Origin of the sequence: Vibrio sp. LB10LO1, from assembly GCF_010092875.1 — a bacterium.
Classification (GTDB): Bacteria; Pseudomonadota; Gammaproteobacteria; order Enterobacterales; family Vibrionaceae; genus Vibrio; species Vibrio campbellii.
Genome location: NZ_JAADJW010000016.1, coordinates 101,380 through 112,335 on the forward strand (window position 1 = coordinate 101,380; position 10,956 = coordinate 112,335).

Genomic DNA, 10,956 nt, shown 5'->3' on the forward strand with positions numbered 1-10,956 from the left:
AAGTTCAAAGTGCTTTAAGACGCAGTAGGAGCGAGAAATGACTGAGCCATTAACTATCACGATGACACAGCAGGCCGCCCTTGATGTCGCGCCTGCCAACGTGGTCGAACTGAAAAATAACACAGGCATGAGCGTTACCTTTATGGATATTGGCGCGACATGGCTGAGTTGTCGTTTACCTTTGGCGAATGGGGAGTTGCGTGAAGTGCTTCTCGGAGTGGGGACGATGGGGAGTTTCATGCAGCAACAGTGTTACATGGGTGTCACTGTTGGTCGCTACGCAAACCGCATCGCCAATGGTCTTTTTGAAGTGAATGGCGAAGTATTTCAAGTGTCTACTAACCAAGCGGGCAACTGTCTGCATGGTGGTGAAGAAGGTTTTGATAAACGTCGGTGGAAGATTGAGTCTCACTCGAATCAGCAAGTGACGTTCTCTTTGTTGTCTGAAGATGGCGACCAAGGTTTTCCGGGCAATCTAGAAGTGCAAGTGACGTATACGCTGACTGATGATAACCAAGTGAGCATTGCGTACTTTGCTAAGACAGATAAAGCGACACCGATCAACTTGACCAACCATGCCTACTTTAATTTGTTGGGGGCAGAAGCGGACTTAGATTGTCGTTCGCATCGCTTAACCATCGTTGCAAGCCAATACTTACCAACCTCTGAGGTCGGTATTCCGCTTGGTGAATTGCAAGATGTGAAAGGAACTGGATTTGACTTTAGAAGTGAAAAACCAGTTTCAGAGCACTTCTTACAAGATGATCAGCAGATTGCCGCCAAAGGGTATGACCATAGCTACCTATTCGATGACCACCGTGATGTCTCAAAACCAGTTGCGTTGGTGGTTTCTCCAGATGAAAAAGTGCACCTGTCAGTGGTTACCAATAAGCCTGCGATGCAATTGTACACGGGCAACTGGCTAGCTGGCGCACCAAATCGCCGTGGTGGTGAATATAACGATTACGCGGGTCTGGCGTTAGAAACGCAGTTTTTACCAGATTCGCCAAACCATGCTGAGTGGGCGCAGCCAAGCTGTATTCTTGAGCCTGAACAAGAGTACCGCTTCTGCACCACTTATCAGTTTGCTTTCTAGTTAAACTGAGCATTTTCGAGCTTTTGGGTTACTGTAGGCTTTTTGCTCACAGTAGGTCAAAAGCTCATCGAAAGTTGGAAAAATAACGCTCTCTACAAACACCCCAAAAAGAAAAAGCTCTGTCACTTCGGTGGCAGAGCTTTTACTTTGTAACCTTTCTTGGCACTGAATAGCGCGATATCTTAAAGACGATCCACCGAGTTACGGCGCACTAAAGTCGGGCTAAAGATGATGGTGTCATCTTCCACTTGCTCATCACGCGATAACGCTAACGCCAAACGCGCAGCACGCTCTGCCATCATTTCGATTGGGTAACGAATCGTGGTCAAACTTGGATTGACGAAGCGAGCAATTAAGCCATCGTCGAAGCCAACCATGGACACTTTTTCTGGTACGTCGATGCCGTTTTGGTCTAACGCTGCCAGCGCACCTGCTGCCATGTAGTCGTTGTACGCCACCACGCCAGTGATTGCGAGTGATTTGGTTAGCAGATTGGTCATGGCTGTTTCGCCGCCGTCACTGTTTGGCTCGCCATATTCGACATAACTTTTTGATAGCTCGATATCGTGATCTTTTAGTGCCGCTTGGTAACCTTGTAAACGCTCATCGGTATCTTCGATGTCATGGGATGAGGCGATACAAGCGATCTTTGTGTGACCATGACGAATCAAATATTCCGTCGCTAAGTACGCGCCCTTGCGGTTATCAAGAGAGATACAACGCTCTGCCAATTCTGGGATATGGCGGTTGATCAACACCATGCCTTTGACTTCTTTGGCGTAGCCGATCAGTTCTTCATCTGATAGACCTTTAGAGTGAATCACAATGGCTTCACAACGGCTGTTGATCAGAAGTTCTAGCGCTTGGCGTTCGTCTTCTGGGTTGTGGTAGCCATTACCAATCAGAATGTGTTTGCCGTTTTCACGCGCCACGTTATCCACCGATTTCACCAGTGTGCCGAAGAACGGGTCTGAGACATCACCCACAAGCACGCCCATGGTATTGGTACTTTGGCTGACGAGTGCACGCGCTGCTGCGTTTGGACGGTAGCCCAGTTTGCTCATTGCTTGCGTCACTGCGTCGATAGAAGATTGGCTCGCTTTCGGTGATTTATTGATCACGCGAGAGACGGTCGCGACTGATACACCGGCTTCTTTCGCGACATCCTTGATTGTTGCCATGAGGGACCTTTCGTGGGCTAAAAAACGTTAATTGGGGTATTAAACACCCATTGTGTAATAAGTGCAATCAACACCATTTTTATATTGCGATGAATTTGGTCTTACTCTATGAATTTATTGAATATATGTGATGTGTAAACGTTATCTTAGGTAGGGCGCTGTTTAGTCGCATGAAAACAAAAAATCGCGGTCATTGATGTGACCGCGATTTGTCGTTTCTATTTTCTCGTTACAGGCCACAGAGAATGGCGCTCAGAAAGCTAGTTGTTGTTCATCCAATCAACCATTTGGGTTTTGTACACGTCGCTGTTGCCGCCAAAGATAGCCTGTACGCCTGTACCGACTCGTACTACACCCGCTGCACCAAGTGCTTTCAATTTCGCTTCGTCGACTTTGTCTTGCTCTGCGACTTGGATTCGCAAGCGAGTGATACAAGCATCGGTGCTTAAGATGTTTTGTTTGCCGCCAAACGCGCTAACCAACTCACTGGCAAACTCTGAACTGGTGTCATTGACGGCTTTGCTGCTATCTTGATCTTCACGCCCTGGTGTTTTCAGATCGAACGTCTTAATGAACCAAGTGAACACAACGTAGTACAGCGCTGCGTATGCCAAACCCAATGGGATGATCATCCAGCCTTTGGTCGAAATACCAAAGAAGGTCACGTAGTCGATAAGACCTGCACTAAAGCTGTAGCCATGTTTTACGCCCAGCATGATACACAGTGGATAAGCCAGACCCGCAATGATAGCGTGAATCACGTAAAGCACAGGCGAGATGAACAAGAACGCAAACTCGATAGGCTCAGTGATACCAGTTAGGAGTGACGTCAGCGCGGCTGAGATCATGATGCCCATAACTTTGGTGCGGTTCTCTGGTTTTGCTGCACGGCCAATCGCAATTGCCGCCGCAGGAAGACCAAACATCTTGAATAGGTAACCACCCGCTAGGTTGCCTGCATTTGGGTCGCCAGCGAAGAAGCGAGGGATCTCACCGTGGAATACTTGGCCAGCAGCGTTCACAAACTCACCAGCTTGAAGCTGAATAATTACGTTAATCACATGGTGCAGACCAAATGGGATCAGAGCACGCTCTGCGGTGCCGTAAGCCCAAAATGCGACCAATGGGTTTTGCTCGGTTGCCCATGTGCCGAACCAATCAATGCCAGAGCCAATTGGTTGCCAAATAAAGGCAATCGCAATGCCCAAAAACAGCATAGAAAATGACGTCACGATCGGGACAAATCGTTTACCCGCGAAGAAAGCCAAATAAGCTGGCATCTTAATGGTGTAGAAGCGGTTAAACATGTACGCACCAACCGCTCCGGAAATGATGCCGCCGAGCACACCTGTGTCGATATGGTCCACACCCAGCACGCCAGCCATGACTTTTAACGTCGCGACTAATACGTAATAACCAATACCTGCCGCAACTGCACCAACACCATCATTGTTGGTAAATGAGATAGCAACGCCAAGCGCAAAGATAAGCGGCAGGTTACCGAAGACCGCGCCACCCGCTTCTGCCATCAATTCAGAAACTACGGGTGGAATGAACCCAAATTGCGCCGAGCCAATACCCAAAAGGATACCCGCCGCGGGCATTGAGGCTATAGGCAACATGAGCGCCTTACCGACCTTAGAAAGGTTGGCAAAAAAGTTAGCAAACATAAAAATACTCCAACTTGTTAGATAAAAATCTTGAGTGGCGCAGTCATGAATAAACTGTGGGAAGCGGGGAGATTAGCGATAGCATCGTGATTATGGTTTGCGGGGGTTGGAGCATAAACATAAAAACTGGTTGCTATCGCTAAAGCTTTATAAGTGGTCTGCTGAGCTAAAAATAGAGGGCCTTAACCAATTGAATGAAGGGCACTGTTTCGATCGCTCAACCATAGGACTGCGTCAGAATCTAAGAGTATTTTGGGTAAAAATAAGGCATGAAAAAACAGAGTGAATTTTGTTTTTCTTGTTCCTGATAACTAAGTTTTTAGACCTTTTTACTTGAATGAAGGCATTAAACGCTAATATAAGGAACAGAATCTTAGTTTTGGAGTGCCTGTTTTGGAGAGTATTAATCTTTTTCGCTACTACGAACGTGTAGAGAGTTTTGAGCTGCGAGAGGAATACGCGGTGACGCTTGCCGAGATTGCAGACAAGATGTTCACCAGCCCAAGGCATGCCCGAGCTATTCTCAAGCAGATGAATGCGCTCAACTGGATCGCTTGGATACCCAGAGTGGGGCGTAACCAACGTTCGACCTTAATTCGTAACATCGATCGTACAGAGGTGAAGCGCTCTATTGCTCTGGAGTGGATCAAAGAGAGCAAATACGACCGGGCACTTGAGTTTCTTGACTTCGACCAAGTGGTGTTTGAACAATTACTTAAGCAGACTTCCGGCGCCCAAGTGACAGAAGGCAAAGTCAGTGTACAACTCACCTATAACCGCTCTTTTGCTACGCTCAATCCAATCACACCGCAACGAAACAGCGAACGTTTCTTAATTCGTCAAATTCACGCTTGCTTGGTTTCCATGACACCTGAAGGCGAGTTAGTCGGAAACATTGCGCATCATTGGCAAGCCGATGAAGAGTGGCGAACATGGACGTTTTATCTTCGTCCGTCTGTTTGCTTTCATCATGGCGGTAAAGTGGATGCAGAACTAATGGCGAAGCTACTAAACCATTGGCAGCAGCTTCCATATTATCAAAATGAACTCGATCACCTTGAAACGGTTTCCGTCGAGTCGCCTTATCGATTTTCCGTTCAACTTACTCGTCCAGACAAAGGATTCGCTGCATTATTGAGTGATCTGAAGTACTCCTTACAACCTGTCGAGCAACTCAATAGCCTATCTTCCGATAGCGTCGGCTGTGGCATTTTCTCTCTAGAATCTCACACGAACAATAAGCTTACCTTGGTGGCGAACGAGCGCTTCCACGGATTTCGCTCCCTCACTGATAAAGTCATCATCTGGTCGTTAAACAGTGAAAAGAAGGAAGGTGCAAAGGCTTCCAATTACCCCCACGATTTACCTAAGACAGAGCAGTACTCGAAAAAGGTCATCACCAACTCTCCAGATGAAGAAGTGGATGAGCGCATCATCGATGCCAAACACACAGCATTGAAAGATCGCGTGGAAGAAGGGTGCTTGTTTATGATTTTCAATCACAATCATCCTAACTTATCGCACGCTCAGCGACGTTGGCTGAGTGATGCCTTGAGTGGTGCGAACATTTGGCAGCAGTTGGAGCGCAACGAAACCACCTTCGGAGCTGAGATCGCACATAACTTTTTCCCCTTCTGGCACAACGTCAAATACCTGAGAAGCGATGAAGTAGCGCTACCGAGTTCAATCCGAATCGCCTGTTATTCCCATCTTGGTATTCAACGCAGTGCGAGAGCCGCTGAGCAAATCTTGATGGAGCATGGCATCAAGGTTGAAGTAAACGTTTATTCGTTTGAGGCATTTATTGAAAAAGCGTCTGGAGAGGGCTTTAGTGAAGAGATTGTTCTAAGCAGCTTTAACTTGGATGACAACCGACAAGTCTCGGCTTTACTGTTTTTCCTCAGCGATCCTGTTTTGCACGCCACGATCGGATCTGACGTCAGCGACTGGCTGGTGGCTGAGATCAACCAAATTCGACAGTTTAGCGCTCCGAAAGATTACCTCACTAAGTTAGAGCAACTTGGCTCCGTGCTGATCTATGAAGGTGTGGTTAGTCCGATGCTTCACCACCGACAAACACTTAGCTTTCAAGACATATTCAAAGGTGTAGAGATCACGGCGTGGGGTTGGCCGAAGTTGAGTGAGATTTGGTAAAGGACGATTGTAAACAGCACGATCTTTGCTCATAAAAATGCGATCTTCACCTCTTGTATTTAAAGTACTAACTGATAATGTAGAGTTTGTTTTAGTAAAATTTTACTTGAGGTTTTAATCAATGGAAACGATCGCTTACTCAGACTTCGCAAAACTAGAAATTCGCACCGGAAAAATCATCGAAGTGGCTCGTCACGAAAACGCAGATAAGCTTTACATCGTGCAGATCGACATCGGTGAGAAAACACTGCAAACCGTCACCAGCTTGGTGCCTTACTACACAGAAGAAGAGTTGATGGGGAAACAAGTGGTGGTGCTGTGTAATCTCGCGAAAGCTAAGATGCGTGGTGAAACCTCTGAGTGCATGTTGCTTTGTGCCGAAACCGATGATGAATCAGAAAGTGTTCTGCTGACGCCTGAACGCGCGATGCCAGCTGGTGTGAGAATCGTTTAGTATCTAGTCATATATTGTTTATATAACAGTTATTTATGTTTTAGATCTCATTTTATAAATGAATCAATAGAATCATATTCACCTTTATTTATAATCTCCGCGCTTTTAAAAGCTGTCTAACAGCATGAAAAATTAGGAAATTATAATGAAAAAAGTATTGCCATTATTGGCTTTGGGTGCAGTGGTTGCTTCGGCGTCGGTTCAGGCGGAAGGTAATTGGTACATTGGTGCGGATATTTTAAATTCAGACCTTAAAGTTGAAGGCGACTCGTCAAGCTCTTCAGCAACGGGTCTTGGCATTGCGGTAGGTAAAGAGCTGCAATACTCAGAAAACTTCAAACTGGCACTAGAGGGCGAATACGTCTACTACGGTAGCTTTGAAGAAAAAGCATCAGGTTCAGGTAACTGGGCAAAAGTGACTGTTGATGGTTACGGCTTCAACCTAAATGCAAAACCGAAATACCAATTCTCTGGTACTGGTTTTTATGTTGGTGCAGTTGCAGGTCTTGGTGTGATGGGTGTAGATTTTGAGTCTAAATCAAACCTTGCAAACCTTAATGTGAAAACTGACGGTAGTGATGTTGGTTTCAACTACGGTGCAGAAGTGGGTTACGAGTTCGCTTCAGGTCTAATTATCTCTGGTGGTTACCGTGTTTCTACAGTAACGATCGATGTTGAAGGCGGTGGTGATATCGACTTTGATTTCGACAGCCTATACGCTGGTGTTGATTACAAGTTCTAATCTCGCGCAAGCAAAGCATGAATAGCAAAAGGGAGCCACTAGGCTCCCTTTTTAATTAGGTTATCAATCAACTCATAATGATGATCTTGTACGCCCGCTAAGTTGCCGTATTTTGGCTGGTGGCGGTCGTTTTCTTTGGCATGATGCCAACCAACGGTATGGCGAACGAAGTGCTCAGCAAAGGCATGGGAGACTTCCAAGCATCCAGCGAGGACCGTATCAACATAGCTTTGCATGATGGGACTGAGCGAGCAGGGTGGTAACGGATCGTTTTTCACATAAACCCAAATGCTGTGCTCAGAGTTAAAAGTGGCCTCTGTTTCAATCTGATCAGGACGGATTTGAATGCGATGGTAGCCACGTTCGCGTCGGTCAAACTCCTCTAGCGCTTGATCGTCGACTTCAAGCAGTACGCCATTGACTTGCCCTTCGCCTTCATTCACAACCAAGGGTGACAAGATATAGCTGTCGTCAACTTTGCCCCAATAGCGCACCAGTCCATGAGCGATGACTGGGATGGCTTCTCCCGTTTGCCCGGTTAACTTGCGCGAGGCGGCATTGATTAAACTGCCGTAGCCAAATATATACATCTCGATTGCTTCCCTTACTTCGACGAAATCACTGTTATCCGTTATACCTAAACACTACCAACCAAGCAATGCGTGAAGCACAGGTTTTACCTCGAAAGGATAGTTTGATTTTATAACATGTATTTTTTATGCATGTTTGTGTTAATATCGAACGCGTAGAATTTTTGAACGGTATCAAATGGGTACTTAAGGGCATCACAATGCTGAATATCACCGATAAAAAAGTGGAAGAAAAAATCCCTGCATGGCTTCGATTAGGGTTTAGACCGTTTTTCCTGTTTGGCTCTATTTATGCTGTTGTCGCTATTGCGGTATGGGTATGGATGTTTCAAACCGGACAGCCAAGTGCGTTGAGTGTTCCGGCGTTGTGGTGGCACGTTCATGAAATGTTATTTGGTTTTTCAATGGCAATAGTGGTGGGCTTTGTGCTGACTGCAGTGCAAAACTGGACGGGCATAAACGGCACGAAACATTACACCTTGTTAGCGATATTTACATTGTGGCTTGCACCGAGAATACTGCTTTGGACACCAGCACCACTTTGGTTAACCAGCAGCATTGAAGCGCTGTTTTTGCTGTTTGTGGCGTACGAAGTGGGCATTCGTGTTTACCGCGCGAAAGGCTGGCGTAATCTATTCTTTGTGCCGTTATTCTTACTCGCCATCTTTGCTAACTTTGCCAGTTACGCTACGGTGAAAGGCATGCCGCCATTTACCTCGTCTGCGGTATGGCAAGCGATGCTTTGGTGGTTCACTTTGCTGCTTTCTGTGATGGGCGGACGAGTGATTCCATTTTTCACCGCTCGTCGCTTTAACTTCGAAAAAGCTCAGCCGCTACTGTGGTTGGATTGGCTAGCAAACCTACCTTTGGTCATGCTGTTCGTGTTGAGCTTCTTCCCTGTGACGTTTGCGGAACTTGGTCAGCCACTTATGTTGTTTGCCGGAGTGGCGCAGTTGGTTCGATTCCTGCGCTGGAAGCCTTGGCTGACACTTAGCGAGCCGTTGGTGTGGTCGTTACATGCGGCTTATTTGTGTCTGCCTTTGAGCCTGATTCTACGTGGCAGTTGGGATAATGCGTTTGCGAGCCACAACTTAATTCATCTGTTTGCTATTGGTGCATTGGGTGGATTGATCTTAGCGATGATTGCTCGAGTGACCATGGGGCATACAGGTCGCATGATTTACAAAGGCCCAAACATGAGCATCGCTTTTGCTGCCGTGATTGGAGCGGCATTAGCAAGAAGCCTAGGTGTGATTTTTGACCCTTCACACATGCTACTTTGGATTGATGTCAGTGCCGCCTTGTGGATTCTGGCTTTCGGTATGTTCGTATGGCGATTCGGAATGATGCTGATGAAACCAAGAGTGGATGGCCATCCCGGATAATCACAGTTCAGAATTGATAAAAGAAGGGCTCAGCCATCGGTGTGAGCCCTTTTTATTTGAGCTTGCTTCCGCAAATGACCCACAATTAGTAAGGTAATTGTTAAGAATGTGAAAAACGTTGAATTCTAGAGTGGGATTTGAGCGTGCTAGAAGGTGCGGACTCCGCTACTCTGTAGGTGTTATTGCTCGTATGCACATGAGTGATTAACTAGCCAATTGACGTTTTAGACCCATAGGTGTCTTTTCGTGTAATTACATGGCCGCTTAGTTCTATACCTCCGTGGAACTAAGCGGCGTTTTTCGTTTTGTGGCTGGATAAAATTAGATATTCCCTTCGCTGAAGTCTTTTTGGAAATACAGCACTTTCTGTAGGTAGCGTCTTGCTTCCCCTTTTGGGTGTTGAGTGGTTAACGCATCATAAACCTGAGTCGGGTTAAGGCTGTTAAGCTCATTCATCGCGCGTTTTCGGTCGCTATCGAAAGTAGAAAGCACACCACCTGTACCGCCGTTATAGGCTGAAATCATACTAAAGTGTTTCGAAGTAGGATGTTTTACATCTCTTAGATAGCGGTTCTTCAAGATGTAGAAATACGCCGCGCCTGTATCAATGTTATTGGCAGGATCGAATAAGTATTCTTTGGTAGGAATACCTGGTTTGTTTTTCACCAAATTAAACACATCAGCACCGGCGGTTTTTGGGATCACCTGCATTAAGCCGTAAGCCCCTGCATGAGAGACCGCATAAGGGTTAAAGCTGCTTTCGGTTTTGATCACGGCGAAGATTAGATCTTCAGACAAGCCATATCGTTTAGCTGCATCACGTACTAAGCCCGCGTATTGGTATTCTCGCTGCTCTAGGTGATCTTTCACCATGTTGATTTCGACATAATAAGCACTGCCGCGTTTGATGGCTTTCTTCTGCAGTTTATTGTCGAGCAGGTAGTCCGCGTAGCGATTGGCGCGCCACTCCCATTCAATCGGCTTTCCATCGTGATCGAGAACTTGCCCCAATAAGAAAGGCTTACCGCGCAATACCGCTTCCTTATCGCTAAACAACTCTGCATGAGCTGGATCTGCAGGCATGAGTAGCGTCTGTACGATGGCTTTTTGTAGCTTCTCTGTTGGCTGGTATTGGGAAATCGTCGAAACATAGATCTTACCCGTTTCGAAGTCGATGTGTGCTCGGGTGTTGTAACCATCAAGGTACTTCACGTAACGGTGTTTGCCTGCTTCAACGAACTCATCTTCCCCCCAACGATCTTTGGCTTTTTGAGCAATGTAAGCCAGTAACTGTTTGATGTTATCTTCGTTCGACGCGCTTGGCGGTTTTACGTAGGGAGGAACGTAGTCATCACATGCGCATGGTGGTGTTTCTTCGGGAGCTACAGAACAGCCACCGAGAAGGAGTAAGCTCAGGATTAGCGATTTCTTCATCGGATACCGATTTAATTAGAGGTGAGGGCAATTGCCGACTGAAGAAAATAATAAGTAAGAGTGCTAATCGCCTGAAATTAAAACTTTTTGTGCTTTCGATAGAAGCGTTTGATGCTGAGTGTTCACCGGAAAAAGAAAAAGCCTGCGGGGTGCCTGTCTCTTATACACAAATCCCCAAGCTTGTAGCTTGGGGATTTTTTTTGAACTCTTTCAAGTGTGTGTGATCTGATCACTTAGCAATCCTTACTGA

General features: G+C 46.3%; 9 protein-coding genes. 5 read left to right on the forward strand and 4 right to left on the reverse strand.

Going from position 1 to position 10,956, the window contains the following annotated elements; all coding sequences use genetic code 11:
* The first annotated feature begins 37 nt into the window (after positions 1–37).
* Positions 38–1,096, forward strand: a complete 1,059-nt coding sequence (gene galM / locus GXP65_RS13675; RefSeq protein ID WP_162093056.1) for a galactose-1-epimerase — start codon at positions 38–40, stop codon at positions 1,094–1,096.
* Between the two features lie 182 nt (positions 1,097–1,278).
* On the opposite strand, the gene GXP65_RS13680 is transcribed toward galM, so the two are convergent.
* Both GXP65_RS13680 and ptsG read right to left on the reverse strand, forming a co-directional pair.
* Positions 1,279–2,277, reverse strand: a complete 999-nt coding sequence (locus GXP65_RS13680) for a substrate-binding domain-containing protein (protein ID WP_005427398.1) — start codon at positions 2,275–2,277, stop codon at positions 1,279–1,281.
* 260 nt (positions 2,278–2,537) lie between these two features.
* Positions 2,538–3,947: a PTS glucose transporter subunit IIBC gene (gene ptsG, locus GXP65_RS13685; protein ID WP_162093057.1), complete on the reverse strand. Its 1,410-nt coding sequence runs from the start codon at positions 3,945–3,947 to the stop codon at positions 2,538–2,540.
* Positions 3,948–4,331: 384 nt separating this feature from the next.
* Here ptsG and GXP65_RS13690 point away from each other — a divergent pair, with 384 nt between their 5' ends.
* The 3 genes from GXP65_RS13690 (at position 4,332) to GXP65_RS13700 (ending at position 7,297) form a co-directional block, all read left to right on the forward strand.
* Positions 4,332–6,101 (forward strand): SgrR family transcriptional regulator, encoded by a 1,770-nt coding sequence (locus GXP65_RS13690; protein ID WP_162093059.1) that lies wholly within the window; start codon positions 4,332–4,334, stop codon positions 6,099–6,101.
* 121 nt (positions 6,102–6,222) lie between these two features.
* Positions 6,223–6,555, forward strand: a complete 333-nt coding sequence (locus GXP65_RS13695; RefSeq protein WP_005436572.1) for a tRNA-binding protein — start codon at positions 6,223–6,225, stop codon at positions 6,553–6,555.
* 145 nt (positions 6,556–6,700) lie between these two features.
* Positions 6,701–7,297, forward strand: a complete 597-nt coding sequence (locus tag GXP65_RS13700) for an outer membrane beta-barrel protein (protein WP_005436574.1) — start codon at positions 6,701–6,703, stop codon at positions 7,295–7,297.
* A 38-nt stretch (positions 7,298–7,335) separates the two neighbouring features.
* Here the strand turns inward: GXP65_RS13700 and GXP65_RS13705 are convergent, their stop codons facing one another.
* Positions 7,336–7,887: a gamma-glutamylcyclotransferase family protein gene (locus tag GXP65_RS13705; protein WP_162093060.1), complete on the reverse strand. Its 552-nt coding sequence runs from the start codon at positions 7,885–7,887 to the stop codon at positions 7,336–7,338.
* A gap of 200 nt (positions 7,888–8,087) precedes the next feature.
* On the opposite strand from GXP65_RS13705, the gene GXP65_RS13710 reads away from it, so the two are divergent.
* The gene (locus tag GXP65_RS13710; RefSeq protein ID WP_050904987.1) at positions 8,088–9,272 is read left to right on the forward strand and encodes an NnrS family protein; all 1,185 of its coding nucleotides are present in this window, start codon (positions 8,088–8,090) and stop codon (positions 9,270–9,272) included.
* A gap of 321 nt (positions 9,273–9,593) precedes the next feature.
* On the opposite strand, the gene mltC is transcribed toward GXP65_RS13710, so the two are convergent.
* On the reverse strand, positions 9,594–10,706 hold the full coding sequence (mltC, locus tag GXP65_RS13715; RefSeq protein WP_005436579.1) for a membrane-bound lytic murein transglycosylase MltC: 1,113 nt from the start codon (positions 10,704–10,706) through the stop codon (positions 9,594–9,596).
* Positions 10,707–10,956 lie beyond the last annotated feature (250 nt).

Excerpts from the sequence above, each read along its gene's own strand:
- GXP65_RS13680 (WP_005427398.1), bottom strand. The coding sequence starts at position 2,277 with ATGGCAACAATCAAGGATGTCGCGAAAGAAGCCGGTGTATCAGTCGCG.
- GXP65_RS13705 (WP_162093060.1), bottom strand. The coding sequence starts at position 7,887 with ATGTATATATTTGGCTACGGCAGTTTAATCAATGCCGCCTCGCGCAAG.
- mltC (WP_005436579.1), bottom strand. The coding sequence starts at position 10,706 with ATGAAGAAATCGCTAATCCTGAGCTTACTCCTTCTCGGTGGCTGTTCT.
- ptsG (WP_162093057.1), bottom strand. The coding sequence starts at position 3,947 with ATGTTTGCTAACTTTTTTGCCAACCTTTCTAAGGTCGGTAAGGCGCTC.
- GXP65_RS13710 (WP_050904987.1), top strand. The coding sequence starts at position 8,088 with ATGCTGAATATCACCGATAAAAAAGTGGAAGAAAAAATCCCTGCATGG.
- galM (WP_162093056.1), top strand. The coding sequence starts at position 38 with ATGACTGAGCCATTAACTATCACGATGACACAGCAGGCCGCCCTTGAT.
- GXP65_RS13700 (WP_005436574.1), top strand. The coding sequence starts at position 6,701 with ATGAAAAAAGTATTGCCATTATTGGCTTTGGGTGCAGTGGTTGCTTCG.
- GXP65_RS13695 (WP_005436572.1), top strand. The coding sequence starts at position 6,223 with ATGGAAACGATCGCTTACTCAGACTTCGCAAAACTAGAAATTCGCACC.